Source organism: Streptomyces sp. NRRL F-5727 (genome assembly GCF_000719555.1).
GTDB lineage: Bacteria > Actinomycetota > Actinomycetes > Streptomycetales > Streptomycetaceae > Streptomyces.
In genome coordinates this window covers 19,067-34,127 of the sequence record NZ_JOGX01000036.1, presented here as the reverse complement: position 1 = coordinate 34,127, position 15,061 = coordinate 19,067, and the positions used below count along the sequence as shown (strand labels likewise).

Sequence of the window (15,061 nt, the reverse complement as noted above, 5' to 3'; positions counted from 1 at the left end):
CCGAGGGCCCCGGATCTCCGCGTGGAGGTCCGGGGCCCTTCGGCGTGCTCAGCCGCGCAGCAGGCGCAGGACCTTCGCGCCGAGCTCCAGGGCCTCGTCCGGCGAGTCGACCGACTGCTGGAGGTCGACGAAGCAGCCGTCGGCGCCGGTGTCGCGCACCCCTTCCAGGACCGCCGCGATCCCGTCCGCCGTGGCGCCGGGGGCCGGGTTGCAGCGGATCCGCCGGCGCAGCGCCTCGGGGTCGCGGCCGGCCTCGTCGGCGGCGCGCCGCGCCACGTCCCACAGGCCCTCGGCCGCGCCGGGCGGCAGGACGGCGCCGGCCCAGCCGGCGGCCCGGCGGCCGACCCGGCGCAGGGCGGCCGGGCTGAAGCCGCCGAGGAGGACGGGCGGTCCGGCCGGCTGGACCGGGCGGAGGCCGACGTACGCGGCGGGGATCGTCCAGCGGGGCCCCTGGTGGCCGAACTCCTCCCGGGTCCAGACGGCGTGGAGGACGTCGAGCAGTTCGTCGAGGAGGGCACCGCGCCGGCCGAAGTCGGCGCCGACGGCGGTGTACTCGTCACGCAGCCAGCCCAGCCCCAGGCCGACGTCGAGGCGTCCGCCGCTGACCTGGTCGAGGGAGGTGAGGGAGCGGGCGAGCAGCGCCGGCGGGTACCAGGGGCCGTTGAGGGTGCTCGTGCCGAGCCGGGCGCGGGTGGTCGCGCCGGCGGCGACGGTGAGCACCGTCAGCGGGTCGAGGAAGGTCTTGTACTGGTGGGGGTACGGGTTCTCCGGCGTGTGGCCCGGATAGAGGTCGCCGGGGTCCACCGGGGTCAGGACGCGGTCGCCGACCCAGAACGAGTCGAAGCCGGCCTCCTCGGCGTCCCGCGCGAAGTCCGCGATGCGGTCGGCGCGGGCGTGGGTGCCGTACTGGGGCAGTGCGATGCCTATCTCCATGGGCCTCATCCTGGGCGGCTCGGCGGCCCGCGACACGAAGGGTTCGGGGTGTGACCCCCGCCACGCACGCGTGCGTGGCGGGCGGAGGCCGGAGGCGCGCGTGCGCCGGGTGGCGGGGCCGTACGCGCGCGTGGCGGGTGCGCCGTGTGGCGGGGGTGTACGCGCGCGTGGCGGGGTGTGGCCCGGTGCCGTACGCGCGCGTGGCGGGTGCGCCGTGTGGCGGGGGCGGGGGTGTACGCGCGCGTGGCGGGGGTGTGCCCCGGTGCCGTACGGCTACGCCGTCGCCGCGGCCGCCGCGCGGCCCGCCGCTCGGCCGGAGAAGACGCATCCGCCGAGGAAGGTGCCTTCGAGGGAGCGGTAGCCGTGGACGCCGCCGCCGCCGAAGCCGGCGGCCTCGCCCGCCGCGTACAGGCCGGGGAGGGGTTCGCCGGTCTCGGTGAGGACCCGGGAGGAGAGGTCGGTCTGGAGGCCGCCGAGGGACTTGCGGGTGAGGATGTTGAGGCGGACGGCGATCAGCGGGCCGGCCTTGGGGTCGAGGATGCGGTGCGGGGCGGCGGTCCTGATCAGGCGGTCGCCGAGGTAGCTGCGGGCGCCGCGGATCGCGGTGATCTGGAGGTCCTTGGTGAAGGGGTTGGCGATCTCGCGGTCGCGGGCGGTGAGCTCCTTTCGCAGGGCGGTCTCGTCGATGAGGTCCTGGCCGGTGATCCGGTTCATGCCGCGGACGAGGGCCGTGAGGTCGTCCTCGACGACGAAGTCGGCGCCCCGGTCCATGAACGCCTGGACGGGGCCGGGCACGTCGGCGCGGGCGCGGCCGAGGACGTCGCGGACGGACTTGCCGGTGAGGTCGGGGTTCTGTTCGGAGCCGGAGAGGGCGAACTCCTTGCCGATGATGCGCTTGTCGAGGACGAACCAGGTGTGGTCGTGGCCGGTCCGCATGATGTGTTCGAGGGTGCCGAGGGTGTCGAAGCCGGGGAAGAGCGGCACGGGGAGCCGCTTGCCGGTGGCGTCGAGCCAGAGCGAGGAGGGGCCGGGCAGGATGCGGATGCCGTGCCTGGCCCAGATCGGGTTCCAGTTCTCGATGCCCTCGGTGTAGTGCCACATCCGGTCGCGGTTGACGTGCCGGGCGCCGGCCTTCTCCGCGATGCCGAGCATCAGGCCGTCGACGTGGGCGGGGACGCCGGAGAGCAGCTTGTCGGGCGGGGTGCCCAGGCGGGCGGGCCACTGGGCGCGGACCAGGTCGTGGTTGCCGCCGATGCCGCCGGTGGTGACGATCACCGCCTGGGCGCGCAGCTCGAAGGAACCCGTCACGGTCCGGCTGCTGGCGGTGCCGCGCTCGGCGTCCGAGGGCTCCAGGATCTCGCCGGAGACGGTGTCGACGGTGCCGTCGGTGCGGCCGAGGGCGGTGACGCGGTGGCGGAAGCGGAAGGTGACGCGCCCCTGGGCGACGCCCTCGCGGACCCTGCGCTCGAAGGGGGCGACGAGACCGGGGCCCGTACCCCAGGTGATGTGGAAGCGGGGGACGGAGTTGCCGTGCCCGTTGGCGTCGTAGCCGCCGCGCTCGGCCCAGCCGACCACGGGGAAGAAGCGGACCCCGCGCGCGTGCAGCCAGGAGCGCTTCTCGCCGGCCGCGAAGTCCACGTACGCCTCCGCCCAGCGGCGGGCCCAGTCGTCCTCGGGGCGGTCGAAGCCGGCGGTGCCCATCCAGTCCTGGAGGGCGAGCGCGTGGCTGTCCTTGATGCGGAGCCGGCGCTGTTCGGGCGAGTCGACGAGGAAGAGCCCGCCGAAGGACCAGTGGGCCTGGCCGCCCAGGGACTGTTCGGGCTCCTGGTCCAGGAGGATCACGGACCGGCCGGCGTCGACCAGTTCGGCGGTGGCGACGAGACCGGCGAGGCCGGCCCCGATCACGATCACATCGGCGTCGTAGGACATGGACCGCATCTTGGATACACGGATGTATCGAGTCAACCTCTGGGACCGGAAGGATGCCCTCCCACTTTCTAATGCCGAGCATTAGCATGGGTCCCGTGGCAAGGACGTCAGGACCCGAGACCCGGGCGAAGCTGATCCGGGCGGCCGAGGAGCTCTTCGCCGCCCAGGGCGTCGACGGCGCCCAGCTGCGGGACATCACCAAGCTGGCCGGGCAGGCCAACCCCTCCGCCGTGCAGTACCACTTCGGCTCCCGCGCCGGGCTCCTCGACGCGGTCATGGCCGGCCGGCTGGCCCGCACCGAGCAGGTGCTCGTCGCCCTCGCGTACGACGCCGAGGCCGACGTCCACGGGCTGGTCACGGCCCTGGTCACGGCCGAGGCCAGCGAGCTGCGCACCGAGCGGGGATGCCGCTGCCTGCGCGTCTCCGCACAGCTCAGCCACGAGAGCGGCGTCCGCGCCCGCACCCCGCACCCCACCCTCGCCGGCACCGCCTACTGGGCGCTCATCGAGCGGATCGCCGCCCGGCTGGCCGACGAGGGACTGCCCGAGCCGCTGCTCCTGGAGCGCCTCGACCTGGCCCTCACGGTGGTCGGCGCGGCGCTCGCCGACCGGGCCCGGCAGTACCTCGACGGGACGGAGCCGCTGACGAGCGAGGCGCTCTTCCTCGCCGACCTCGTCGAGACCACCACCGCGCTGCTCCGGGCCGCACGGCCCCGGAACGTCTGATGCGAAGCACCACCCCGAAGGCACCCTCCGTGGCCGACCTCACCGGCAAGACCGTCCTCGTCACCGGCGGCGCCCGCGGCCTGGGAGCCGAGGCGGCCCGCCGGGCCGTCGCCGCCGGCGCGAACGTGGTCGTCACCGACGTCCTCGACGAGGACGGCGCGGCGACCGCCGCGAGCCTCGGCGAGCGCGCCTGAGGGGCCTTGCGCCGACCGCCGGCTACGGCGCCTCCCAGTGGGGCGTGCGGGGTCTGACGAAGATCCGTGCGGTGGAGCTCGGCACCGCACGGATCCGGGTCGACTCGGTCCACCCGGGCATGACGTACACCCCCATGACCGACCGCCTCGGTCGGCATCCAGCGGGGCGAGGGCGGGTACCCGAACACGCCGATGGGGCGGGTCGGCGAGGCCGACGAGATCGCCGGCGCGGTGGTCTTCCTGCTCTCGGACGCGGCCTCGTACGTGACGGGCGCCGAGCTCGCCGTGGACGGCGGCTGGACCATCGGCCCGACGGTCGAGTGCGTCATGGGGCGGTGAACGCCGGCGGGGCGGGTGCTTGGATGGGCGCATGAGCGCTTCCGATGAGGTACTGGACGTCGTCGACGAGCAGGACCGGGTGATCGGACAGGCCCCGCGCGGCGAGGTGTACGCGCGGGGCCTGATCCACCGCTGCGTCTTCATCAGGGTGCGGGACGCCGAGGGACGGGTCTTCGTCCACCGCAGGACCCCGACGAAGCTGGTCTTCCCGTCGATGTACGACCTGTTCGTCGGCGGGGTCGTCGGCGCCGGCGAGTCCTACGACGACGCGGCCCTGCGCGAGGCCGAGGAGGAGCTGGGCGTCTCCGGCCTCCCCCGGCCCGCCTTCCGCTTCGCGTTCCTGTACGACTCCGGCGGCGTCGCCGGGAAGTGGTGGTCCTCCGTGTACGAGGTCCGCTGCGACCTGCCGGTGCGGCCGCAGCCGGAGGAGGTCGCCTGGCACGCCTTCCTGACCGAAGAGGAGCTGCGGGAGCGGCTGCCGGGCGCGGCCGGGGCCTGGGAGTGGGTGCCGGACGGGCTCGCCGCGTACGAACGCCTGACGGCGGACGGGGACCGGTAGCGGGGCCGTTAGGGTGCCGGGGTGAGTCGATTCGTACAGAGCCTGCGGCTGTGGTTCGCGCCGCGGCGGATCCGGGACGAGGGCGAGACCCCCGACTACCGCTTCTCCCTCGCCAACGAGCGGACCTTCCTCGCCTGGATCCGGACGGCGCTCGCGCTCATCGGCGGCGGGTTCGCCGTCGACCAGTTCCTGCCGGACCTGCGCTGGGGGGTGCGGGTCGGGCTCGCGCTGGCGCTGCTCGCCGCCGGCGTGCTGTGCGCCCTGCGCGCGGTGAACCACTGGATCCGCTGCGAGCGGGCCATGCGCCGCGGCGAGGACCTGCCCGTCTCCCGCTTCCCTGCCGTGCTGAGCCTCACCGTGGCCGTGGTGGCGGTCGCCATGGTGGTGCTCGTGGTCGTCGGCCGGGCCGGATAGTGGCCGGTCCCGCGCCCGGGGACGAGACCGCCCGCGACCCCGGGCTCCAGCCGGAGCGCACCCGGCTCGCCTGGCGGCGGACGACGCTGTCGTGGACGGTCGTGGCGGTGCTCGGCGTCAGGGCGGCCCTGGTGGACGACGCCACGGTGGCGGGGGTCACCGGGCTGGCGCTCGCCGCGCTGCTGTGGATCGGGTTCCTGGCCGCCGCCCACCGGCGGATCCACTCCCTGGACACCGCCCGGCCGCGGGTCCTGTCGGCCCGCGGAGCGCTGCTGGCCGCGGGGTGCACGGTGGCGCTGGCGGTGTGCGGGGCGGCGCTGATCTGGTGATCCGGGATCCGGGAGCTTGGGTCCGGGAGCCTGGATCCAGGATCCGGGAGCTCAGATCCAGGATGTTAGATGTTGGATGTGGGATCCAGGGTGTGGGATCCGGGAGATTGGATCCGGACGCTGGGAGATTGGATCCGACATCCAGTCAGGCCGCGGTCCCGCTAAGGGACCGTGACCACCACCTTCCCCTGGAGGCCGCCCTCGGCGTTGGCGCGCTGGGCGTCGGCCGCCCGTTCCAGCGGGAAGGTCTTCGCCACCCGCACGTCCAGGACGCCCTCGTCGGCGAGGTCGGCGAGCGCGTTCAGGTCGGCGGCGTCCGGGCGGACCCAGTAGTAGAGGCCGCCGAGGGCCAGGACCTCGCCGTCGGCGATGGAGGCGAGCCGGCCGCCGGGGGCACGCAGCTTCGCCGCGTGCTGGAGGAAGGGGCCGCCGAGGGTGTCGAGGACGGCGTCCACGCCGTCCGGGGCGAGCTCCCGGACCTGGCGGGCGAAGGTCTCTTCGTCGAAGAGGACCGGCTCCGCGCCGAGTTCGGCGACCCGGTCCCGGCCGGAGGCGCGGGCGGCGCCGAGGACGCGGCAGCCGAGGTGGCGGGCGATCTGCACGGCCATCGATCCGACCCCGCCGGCCGCGGCGAGCACCAGCACGGTCTCCCCCGGCCGCACCGCGAGCGCGGTGCGCAGTGCCTGGTAGGCGGTGAGTCCGGCGAGCGGCAGCCCGGCGGCCTCCTCGAACGAGTAGCGGCGGGGCTTGCGGCCGAGGGTGCGGATGGGGGCGGCGACGTACTCGGCGAAGGTGCCGTGCCCGAGGACGTCCTCCCGGACGTACCCCATGACCTCGTCGCCCGCCGCCCACTCGGTGACGGAGACGCCGGGCCGGACGACGACGCCGGAGACGTCCCAGCCCGGCACGACGGGGAAGACCGCGTCGATCATGCCGTCGAGGTAGCCGGCCTGGGCCTTCCAGTCGACCGGGTTGACCGCCGCCGCGCGCACCTCGACCAGGACCTCGTCGGGGCCGACCTTCGGGTCGGGCAGGTCGCCGTACTCCAGGACCTCGGGGCCGCCGTACCGGCGGTAGCTGATCGCCTTCATGGAACCGACCCTCGACGGGGTCGGGGCGTCCCGCAAGCCGGGCGGGGCAGACGCGTCCGATCCGGCGGATCCGGCCCCCGGGCGGGCCCGCCGGTGGCAGGCTTCCCCTGTTTCGTCGATCTTCACCTCCCCGGGGGAGCCCTGTGCCTGCCACCGACCCGTACGTGGTCACGCTCGCGCCGCACGTCCACGCCTATGTCCAGCCCGACGGCGGCTGGTGCCTGAACAACGCCGGCTTCCTCGGCGACGCGGGCGAGTCGCTGCTCGTCGACACCACCGCCACCGAGCGGCGCGCCCTGCTGCTGCGCGACGCGGTGCTCGCCGCGGGGCTGCCGCTGCCGCGCACCGTCGTGAACACCCACCACCACGGGGACCACACCTACGGCAACGGGGTCTTCCGCCCCGAGGCCCGGATCATCGGGCACGAGAACTGCCGGTCCGAGCAGCTGGGCGCCGGGCACCAGCTGCACCTGCTGTGGCCGCAGACCGACTTCGGCCGGGTCGAGATCACGCCGCCCGACGTGACGTACCGGGACCGGCTGACGGTGTACGCCGGCGGGATCGAGGTGCGGGTGGTGCACCCGGGCCCGGCGCACACCACCGGCGACTCGATCGTGCACCTGCCGGAGCAGGGCGTGGTCTTCACCGGTGACCTGGTCTTCCAGGGCGGGACGCCGTTCCTGCCGATGGGCTCGCTGGCCGGCTCGCTGCGCGCGCTGGACGTGCTGCGGTCGCTGGACGCGGAGCGGGTGGTGCCGGGGCACGGGCCGGTGACGGACCCGGCCGCATACGACGCCACCGAGCGCTATCTGCGGTGGGTGGCGGAGCTGGCGGCCGAGGGGCACGCGAAGGGGGACCCGCCGCTGGAGACCGCCCGCCGGGCCGAGCCCGGCGAGTTCGCCGCGTGGCGGGAGAGCGAGCGGCTCGTGGCGAACCTGCACCGGGCGTACGCGGAGCTGGACGGGCTGCCGGAGGGGCACCCGCTCGACCCGGTGGCGGTCTTCGGCGACATGGCGGCGATGAACGGCGGGGTCCCGGTGGCGTGCCACGCCTGACGGGGCGCTGGTGCGCGGGATGCGCAGGGCGGGTGTGAACGACGGGGGGATCCGGGGCGGCACCCGGGTCCCCTCCGGTCTTTCGGGCCCTCTGGTCTTCCGGGACCCCTCCGGTCCTTCGGGGCCCTGCGCTCTTCCGGGACCCCTCCGGTCCTTCGGGGCCCTCCGGTCTTTCGGGGAGCCCTCTGGACGACATACCGACTGGTCGGTCATCATGAACGCCGACCGACCGACCGGAGGTACGCCCGATGAGCCACACCGCCCCGCCACCCGGCCTCGACCCCGAGCGCCTGCGCCACCACCTGGACCGCGAGCGGCCGGGACTGGTCGCCGGGCCCCTCGAAGCCCGGCTGATCGAGGGCGGCCGCTCCAACCTCACGTACGCCGTCACCGACGGCACCGGCCGCTGGGTGGTGCGCCGCCCGCCGCTCGGGCACGTGCTGGCCACCGCGCACGACATGCGGCGCGAGCACCGGGTGATCAGCGCCCTCGGCGCCACCTCGGTGCCGGTGCCCCGCACGGTGCTGCTCTGCGAGGACGAGGAGGTGCTCGGCGCGCCCTTCTACGTCATGGAGTTCGTCGAGGGGACCCCGTACCGCTCCGCCTCCCAACTGGCGCCGCTGGGCCCGGAGCGCACCCGCGCCGCCGTCCTCGGCCTGGTCGACACCCTGGTCGACCTGCACGCGGTGGAGCCGGAGGCCGTCGGGCTCGGCGACTTCGGCCGGCCGGAGGGCTTCCTCGACCGGCAGCTGCGCCGCTGGGGCAAGCAGCTCGCCGCCTCCCGGGGCCGCGACCTGCCCGGCATCGAGGAGCTGCACGCCGCCCTGGGCCGCGCGCTGCCCTCCTCCCCCGCGCCGACCGTGGTGCACGGCGACTACCGGCTCGACAACGCCCTCGTCGGCGCGGACGACCGGATCACCGCCGTCCTCGACTGGGAGATGTCCACGCTGGGCGACCCGCTGACCGACCTGGGCCTGCTCGTCATGTACAGCACCCCGCTGGACCTGCCCGGCTCCCCGATCTCGACCACCGCGAGCGCCGCCGGCCACCCCACGGCCGCCGAGCTGGTCGAGCGGTACGCCGCCCGCTCCGGCCGGGACGTCTCCGCCCTCTCCTGGTACACGGCCTTCGCCTGGTTCAAGCTCGCCGTGATCCTGGAGGGGATCCACTACCGCTACACCCTCGGGCAGACCGTCGGCGCCGGCTTCGACCGCATCGGCGACCTCGTCCCCGTCTTCATCGAGCACGGCCTGACCACCCTTCAGGAGGGCTGAACCGCCATGGACTTCTCCTACGACGCCCGCACCGAGGAGCTGCGGGCCCGGCTGCTCGCCTTCATGGACGAGCACGTGTACCCCGCCGAGGCCGTCGCCGAGGAGCAGCGGGCCGGGCTCGCCTCGCCGTGGGACGAGCCGCCGGTGGTGGCGGAGCTGAAGGCCGAGGCCAGGCGGCAGGGCCTGTGGAACCTCTTCCTCCCGGACGAGGAGTACGGGGCGGGGCTGACCAACCTCCAGTACGCCCCGCTCGCCGAGATCACCGGCCGCAGCCCGCAGCTCGCGCCGACCGCCCTCAACTGCGCGGCCCCGGACACCGGCAACATGGAGCTGCTCGCCCAGTTCGCCGACGAGGCCCAGAAGAAGCAGTGGCTGGAGCCGCTGCTCGCGGGCGAGATCCGGTCCGCGTTCGCGATGACCGAGCCCGAGGTGGCCTCCTCCGACGCGACCAACATCGAGACACGGATCCGGCGGGACGGGGACGCGTATGTGGTCGACGGGCGCAAGTGGTACATCTCCGGGGCGATGAACCCCGACTGCAAGGTCTTCATCGTGATGGGCAAGACCGACCCCGACGGGTCCGACCTCCGCCGGCAGCAGTCGATGATCCTCGTGCCGCGCGACACCCCGGGCGTCGAGGTGCGCCGGGCGATGCGGGTGTACGGCTACGAGGACCACTACCACGGCGGCCACGCCGAGGTGGTCTTCGAGAACGTGCGGGTCCCGGCCGCGAACCTGATCGGCGAGGAGGGCGGCGGCTTCGCCATCGCCCAGGCCCGGCTCGGTCCCGGCCGGATCCACCACTGCATGCGGCTGATCGGCATGGCCGAGCGGGCCGTGGAGCTGATGTGCCGGCGGGCCGTCTCGCGTACCGCCTTCGGCAAGCCCCTCGCCCAGCAGGGCGTGGTGCAGAACTGGATCGCGGACGCGCGCGTGACGATCGAGCAGCTGCGGCTGCTCGTCCTGAAGACGGCCTGGCTGATGGACACCGTCGGCAACAAGGGCGCCCACACCGAGATCCAGGCGATCAAGATCGCCACCCCGCGCGCGGTGGTGGACATCATCGACAAGGCGGTGCAGGCGCACGGCGCCGGCGGCGTCTCGCAGGACTTCCCGCTCGCCGAGCTGTGGGCGGCGGCGCGGACCCTGCGGCTCGCGGACGGTCCCGACGAGGTGCACCAGCGGTCGCTGGCCCGCCGCGAGCTGAAGCGCTACCTCTAGCGGCCGTTACGGGCGCAGGGCCCGCAGCAGGAGGTCGGCCAGGTGGTCGGCGACCTGCTGCGGGGCCAGCGGGCCGGCCGGGCGATACCACGTGGACAGGTGGTGCACGGAGCCGAAGTGGTAGTCCACGACGAGGTCGGCGGGCGTGGCGGAGGAGAAGACGCCCGCCCGCTGGCCTTCCTCGATCAGGGCGCGGAAGCGCTCGTGGTAGCGGCGGCGCTCGGCGCGGACCTGCTTGTTCTTCTCCGGGCTCAGGTGGTGCATGGAGCGGAAGAAGATCGAGGCGTCGTCGAGGTTCTCGATGGTGGTGACGACGACGTCGGCGGCGGCGGCGCGCAGCCGCTCCTCGACGGGCGCGTCGGAGTCCGCGAAGTCGTCCAGGCGCTCCTGCTGGAGGCGGAGCACGCGCGCGTACACCTCCTGGAGGAGGTCCTCCTTAGAGCCGAAGTAGTGGTAGAGCGCGCCCTTGGTGACGCCCGCCGCCTCGACGATCTCCTGCACCGAGGTGCGGTCGTAGCCCCGCTCGGCGAAGAGCCGGGTGGCGGCGGCGAGGAGCCTCTGGGGGACGGGAGAACCGTCCCCGTCCGTCGTCCTGGCCATGCTCCGCCGCCTTCCAGCTCGCTGCCCCGTCCCTGGCGTCCGGGGTCTGTCGTCGGTAGATCTTCCCATCCGCCGCCGGGTGCGCTACCGCGCGCCCGCCTCCCAGTGCCGCTGGAGCTTGTTCATGCCGCCGATCCAGCGCTCGGGGTCGTCCGCGCGGTTGCGGTAGTAGTCGGCGACCTCCGGGTGCGGCAGGACGAGGAAGCGGTCCTCGGCGATGGCGTCGAGGAGGGCGTCGGCGACGGTCTCGGGCTCGACGGCGGTGGGGACCAGGACGAGGTCGCCGGCCGAGCCGGTGGCGGCGAGCATGTCGGTGCGGACGCCCTGGGGGCAGATCGCGTGCACCTTGAGGCCGCGGTGGCGGTAGGTGAGCGAGAGCCATTCGGCGAAGGCGTAGGCGCCGTGCTTGGAGACGGAGTACGGGGCCGCGCCGATCATGGTGAGCAGTCCGGCGGCCGAGACGGTGGAGACGAAGCGGCCGGTGCCGCGCTCCAGCCAGTCGGGGAGCAGGGCGCGGGCCGCGCGGACGTGGGCCATGACGTTGACGTCCCAGGCGGCGGCCCAGACGGCCTCGTCGGCGAAGGCGTCGCCGGCGGAGGCGAGCCCGGCGTTGGCGCACCAGATGTCGACGGTGCCGCCGAGGGCCTCGCGGGCCTCGTCGACGATCGCGGAGGCGTCGCCGGGGACGGCGACGGCGCCGAGTTCGGCGGCGACGGCCTTGGCGCGGTCGGCGTCGAGGTCGTTGACGACGACGCGGGCGCCCTCGGCGGCGAAGCGCCGGGCGAGGGCGGCGCCGATGCCGCCGCCCGCCCCGGTGACGACGACGGCTGCGTCACGGAGCTCGTGCGTGGCCGCGTTCATGGGCCCCTCCAGGTGGTGTTCGGCTCGGTCACGGTTCGGATGACTCCGGCAGACTAACCGGTCGGTATGGAGCGGTGGAAGACCCGGCGAGCGCGACGCGCGGCTTCCGCACGCCTCGTTCCCCCGGGCCGTCAGGAGCGCTAGCCTGCGTGGCCATGTCACGCATGAGGCGGAAGAAGCTGTCGCGTCGGGATCTGCTGGCGGCCGGAGGGGCGCTGACCGCCGGAGGGGCGCTGGCCGTGACGGCCTCCCCCGCCGCCGCGGCCCCCGGGCGGGGGCACGCGCGCGTACGGACCGGTTTCGAGCGGCTGGCGGCGGACGGGTACGCCCTGCTGGCCGGCGAACGGGTCGGCGTCGTCACCAACCCGACCGGGATCGCGCCGGACGCCCGGCACCTGGTGGACGTGATGCACGCCGACGAACGGGTGGACCTGGTGGCCGTGTTCGGCCCCGAGCACGGCTTCCGGGGCACCGCCCAGGCGGGCGGTTCGGAGGGCCGGTACGACGACCCGGCGACCGGACTGCCGGTCTACGACACGTACCTGAAGAGCGGACGGCCGCTGGCGGACGTCTTCACCGCGTCCGGCGTCGACACGATCGTCTTCGACATCCAGGACGCGGGCGCCCGCTTCTACACGTACATCTGGACGCTCTACGACTGCATGGTGGCGGCGGAGCTCGCCGGGAAGCGGTTCGTGGTGCTGGACCGGCCGAACCCGGTGAGCGGCCGGGCGGCCCTCGGCCCGGTCCTGGACCGGGCCTTCGCGACCTTCGTCGGGCGCGAGCCGATCGCGCAGGCGCACGGGATGACGGTGGCGGAGCTGGCGCTGCTGTTCAACGCCGAGTTCCTGGCCCGCCCGGTGGAGCTGGAGACGGTGCGGATGACGGGCTGGCGGCGTGCGGACTTCTTCGACGCCACCGGGCTGCCGTGGGTGCCGCCGAGCCCGAACATGCCGACCCCGGAGACCGCGCTCGTCTACTCCGGCACCTGCCTCTTCGAGGGCACCAACCTCTCCGAGGGCCGGGGCACCACCCGCCCCTTCGAACTCCTCGGCGCGGAGGGCGTGGACCGCCGCTGGGCGGAGGCGGCGAACGCCCTGGAGCTGCCCGGAGTCCGCTTCCGCGAGGCGTACTTCGCGCCGACCTTCTCCAAGTTCCAGGGCCGGACGGTCGGCGGCGTCCAGCTCCACGTCCACGACCGCGAGACCTTCGACCCGGTCCGCACCGGCATCGCCCTGCTGGTCACCGCCCGCGCCTCCTGGCCCGGCTTCGCCTGGCGTCCCGACCACTGGATCGACAAGCTCACCGGCTCCAGCCGGGTCCGCACCCTGATCGACGCGGGCGCGGACACCGACGAGACCGTGGCCGCCTGGACCGACGACCTGGCCGCCTTCCGGGCGGTGCGGCGGGAGCATCTGCTGTACCGGTGACCCGGGTCGCCCCCGCGCGGGCCGGAAACGCGCCGCCGAGGTCTGACCATGGCCGGATCCGGGCATGCTGCCCAGGGGTTGCGGGACGCGGGCCCCAGGGCGCTTCCTCGACGGGGAGGGACGGGCGGGCCGTGAGCGGGATGAGTGTGGATCCGTACCGGGAGATCGTCTTCGACAGGGACGGGGACGGTCCGGCCGGGCAGGCGGCCGAACTGGTCGCGCTGGCGCGGCGGGGGGTGACGGATCTGGTGGTGTTCGCGCACGGCTGGAACAACTCGCCGTCCGGGGCCACCCGGTTGTACTCGGACTTCTTCGCGCCGTTCCCGGGCCTGCTGGCTCCGGGCGTGGAGGCGGGGTACGCGGGCGTGGTGTGGCCCTCGATGATGTTCACGGACGAGCCGGTGCCGGACTTCCGGGCGCTGGTGACGACGCTGCCGGAGAAGGAGCGGACGATCGTCCGGCTCACCGAGCTGGTGGCGCTGGCCCCGGCCGAGGAGGCGGCGTTCGCGGAGTTCGGGGCGCTGCTGCGGGAGCTCGCGGACGTGGCCGGGGAGGGGGTCGCCCCGGACCGCACGGTGCCGGACTTCCTGCTCGCGGATCCGGTGGAGACCTGCGCCGTGTTCACCGGCGCGCTGGCGGCGGAGGTGCCGGAGGCGCTGCTCGGGGCAGGGCTGGGCCGGCTGTGGAACGGCGGCCGCGAGGCGCTGCGCCAGGCCGCGTACTACGTGATGAAGAAGCGGGCGGGGCAGGTCGGGGAGCGGGGGCTCGGGCCGCTGCTCGCCGAGGTGGCACGGGCGGCGCCGGGGCTGCGGGTGCACCTGGTGGGGCACAGCATGGGCGCCCGGCTGGTGGCGTACGCGCTGCGCGGGCTGCCGGGGGCGCTGCGGCCGGTCCGTTCGATGACGCTGCTCCAGGGCGCCTTCTCGCACTACGCGTTCGCGGCCCGGCTGCCGCACGACCCGGGCCGGGCGGGGGCGCTGAGGGACCTGCAGCTGCGGGTGCGGGGGCCGGTGGTGGCCTGTCACTCGCGGCACGACACCGCGCTCGGGCTGCTGTATCCGCTGGCCTCCCGGGCGGCCCGGGACTCGGCGTCGCTCGCGGAGCCGCTGGGGCGGCTGGTGGCGCGCGATCCGCGGTGGGGGGCGATCGGGTGGGACGGCGTCCAGGGCGTGCCGGGGGCGGCGCGGCGGGTGCTGGCCACGGTGTTGCGGGACGGGGTTCCGGCCTCGGGGTGCGTGAGCGTGGACGCGGCGGAGGCGGTCCGCTCGCACAGCGACATCCGGCGGCCGGAGCTGGCCGGGGTGGTGGTCTCGGCGGCCCGGATCGGCCGCCGGTAGCGCGTTCCCCGGTGGCGTCTTCTCGCCAGAAGGCGCTCGTTCCGCCGCCCGGCGGAACACGGCGGCGCCGCCGTTCGTCCCTCTGGTACCGCGGATGCGCGAAGGACCGCGAAGGACCAGCGACGGAGGTGGCGAGCGATGGCCGGTTTCCGGAGTCTCGCGAGACAGGTGCGCGATCAGGGGTGCGACACGGCACTGCGCAGATACTCGCTGCGCAAGTGCCTGGAGCGGTTCGCCCCCTACGGGCACCGGGCGACCTGGGACCACCTGTGCCGCAGGCACGGGTTCGGGCCCGACGACCGGGAGCTCGATCCGGCGCGGCTGGTGGCCGCGCTGGAGGAGCTGGAGGAGGCGCGGACGGTCTGGCTGGCGTACGAGAAGGAGTTCGCCGCCCGGCGCCGGCGCGAGAAGCACGGCGGGCTGCGCGCCCTGGGGGCGACGGACGACTGGCACCGGGCGGTGTGGGGTGGCAACGGGGTGGTGCGCTGCGGCGATCCGGCCGTCCATCCGACGGATCCGCTGCCGGAGGTGGTACGGCGGCTGGTCACGGCGCTGGAGGACGACCCGGGCGAGGCGTGCCCGGTCTGCGCGGGGGCGCGGATCGCGTGGGCGGGCGCACCGGGCGAGGAGACCTGGTACGGGCCGGTGTGCGGGGACTGCGGGGTCGAGGTGCCCCGGGCGGTCCTCACCCCGGGGGCGCTGGCCCGGGCCCGGGAGGTACGCGGCCGCCCGCTGGTCTCCGCGGCGTGACACGGCCGGGAGCGGGCCCT

15 protein-coding genes and 1 pseudogene are annotated in these 15,061 nt (G+C 74.7%); 11 read left to right on the top strand and 5 right to left on the bottom strand.

Annotated elements, in window-relative coordinates; all coding sequences use genetic code 11:
• Positions 1 to 48: 48 nt before the first annotated feature.
• Together IF73_RS0123235 and IF73_RS0123230 are read right to left on the bottom strand one after the other, a co-directional pair.
• Positions 49 to 933 (bottom strand): TIGR03619 family F420-dependent LLM class oxidoreductase, encoded by an 885-nt coding sequence (locus IF73_RS0123235; RefSeq protein ID WP_037880171.1) that lies wholly within the window; start codon positions 931 to 933, stop codon positions 49 to 51.
• 273 nt (positions 934 to 1,206) lie between these two features.
• The gene (locus IF73_RS0123230; RefSeq protein ID WP_031011222.1) at positions 1,207 to 2,862 is read right to left on the bottom strand and encodes an FAD-binding dehydrogenase; all 1,656 of its coding nucleotides are present in this window, start codon (positions 2,860 to 2,862) and stop codon (positions 1,207 to 1,209) included.
• Positions 2,863 to 2,948: 86 nt separating this feature from the next.
• Between IF73_RS0123230 and IF73_RS0123225 the strand changes: the two genes are divergently transcribed.
• From IF73_RS0123225 to IF73_RS0123205, 5 genes and pseudogenes are all read left to right on the top strand, one after another.
• Positions 2,949 to 3,587, top strand: coding sequence for a TetR/AcrR family transcriptional regulator (locus IF73_RS0123225; RefSeq protein ID WP_037880168.1), 639 nt, complete (start codon positions 2,949 to 2,951; stop codon positions 3,585 to 3,587).
• A 29-nt stretch (positions 3,588 to 3,616) separates the two neighbouring features.
• Positions 3,617 to 4,120, top strand: a pseudogene (locus IF73_RS42755) (SDR family oxidoreductase).
• 31 nt (positions 4,121 to 4,151) lie between these two features.
• A complete protein-coding gene (locus tag IF73_RS0123215) occupies positions 4,152 to 4,679 on the top strand; it encodes an NUDIX hydrolase (RefSeq protein WP_031011216.1) in 528 nt (175 codons plus the stop codon).
• A gap of 21 nt (positions 4,680 to 4,700) precedes the next feature.
• On the top strand, positions 4,701 to 5,093 hold the full coding sequence (locus IF73_RS0123210; protein WP_031011214.1) for a YidH family protein: 393 nt from the start codon (positions 4,701 to 4,703) through the stop codon (positions 5,091 to 5,093).
• A complete protein-coding gene (locus IF73_RS0123205; protein ID WP_031011212.1) occupies positions 5,093 to 5,422 on the top strand; it encodes a DUF202 domain-containing protein in 330 nt (109 codons plus the stop codon). Before IF73_RS0123210 ends, IF73_RS0123205 begins: the two co-directional genes overlap by 1 nt.
• 161 nt (positions 5,423 to 5,583) lie before the next feature.
• On the opposite strand, the gene IF73_RS0123200 is transcribed toward IF73_RS0123205, so the two are convergent.
• The gene (locus IF73_RS0123200) at positions 5,584 to 6,513 is read right to left on the bottom strand and encodes an NADP-dependent oxidoreductase (protein ID WP_031011210.1); all 930 of its coding nucleotides are present in this window, start codon (positions 6,511 to 6,513) and stop codon (positions 5,584 to 5,586) included.
• 143 nt (positions 6,514 to 6,656) lie between these two features.
• Between IF73_RS0123200 and IF73_RS0123195 the strand changes: the two genes are divergently transcribed.
• From IF73_RS0123195 to IF73_RS0123185, 3 genes are all read left to right on the top strand, one after another.
• Complete coding sequence (locus IF73_RS0123195) at positions 6,657 to 7,568, top strand: MBL fold metallo-hydrolase (protein ID WP_031011208.1); 912 nt, start codon at positions 6,657 to 6,659, stop codon at positions 7,566 to 7,568.
• A gap of 248 nt (positions 7,569 to 7,816) precedes the next feature.
• Positions 7,817 to 8,842, top strand: a complete 1,026-nt coding sequence (locus tag IF73_RS0123190; RefSeq protein WP_031011207.1) for a phosphotransferase family protein — start codon at positions 7,817 to 7,819, stop codon at positions 8,840 to 8,842.
• A 6-nt stretch (positions 8,843 to 8,848) separates the two neighbouring features.
• The gene (locus IF73_RS0123185; protein WP_031011206.1) at positions 8,849 to 10,063 is read left to right on the top strand and encodes an acyl-CoA dehydrogenase family protein; all 1,215 of its coding nucleotides are present in this window, start codon (positions 8,849 to 8,851) and stop codon (positions 10,061 to 10,063) included.
• A 6-nt stretch (positions 10,064 to 10,069) separates the two neighbouring features.
• Here the strand turns inward: IF73_RS0123185 and IF73_RS0123180 are convergent, their stop codons facing one another.
• Complete coding sequence (locus tag IF73_RS0123180) at positions 10,070 to 10,663, bottom strand: TetR/AcrR family transcriptional regulator (protein ID WP_031011205.1); 594 nt, start codon at positions 10,661 to 10,663, stop codon at positions 10,070 to 10,072.
• 84 nt (positions 10,664 to 10,747) lie between these two features.
• Positions 10,748 to 11,524 carry an SDR family oxidoreductase gene (locus tag IF73_RS0123175; RefSeq protein ID WP_031011203.1) on the bottom strand — a complete coding sequence of 259 codons (777 nt, stop codon included), beginning with the start codon at positions 11,522 to 11,524 and terminating at the stop codon, positions 10,748 to 10,750.
• Positions 11,525 to 11,679: 155 nt separating this feature from the next.
• Here IF73_RS0123175 and IF73_RS0123170 point away from each other — a divergent pair, with 155 nt between their 5' ends.
• From IF73_RS0123170 to IF73_RS0123160, 3 genes are all read left to right on the top strand, one after another.
• Entirely contained in the window at positions 11,680 to 12,954 is a 1,275-nt protein-coding gene (locus IF73_RS0123170; RefSeq protein WP_234338321.1) for an exo-beta-N-acetylmuramidase NamZ domain-containing protein, read from the top strand.
• Positions 12,955 to 13,094: 140 nt separating this feature from the next.
• Positions 13,095 to 14,291 carry a serine-threonine protein kinase gene (locus IF73_RS0123165; RefSeq protein ID WP_199806708.1) on the top strand — a complete coding sequence of 399 codons (1,197 nt, stop codon included), beginning with the start codon at positions 13,095 to 13,097 and terminating at the stop codon, positions 14,289 to 14,291.
• Positions 14,292 to 14,429: 138 nt separating this feature from the next.
• Complete coding sequence (locus IF73_RS0123160; protein ID WP_031011197.1) at positions 14,430 to 15,041, top strand: hypothetical protein; 612 nt, start codon at positions 14,430 to 14,432, stop codon at positions 15,039 to 15,041.
• Positions 15,042 to 15,061: the final 20 nt, after the last annotated feature.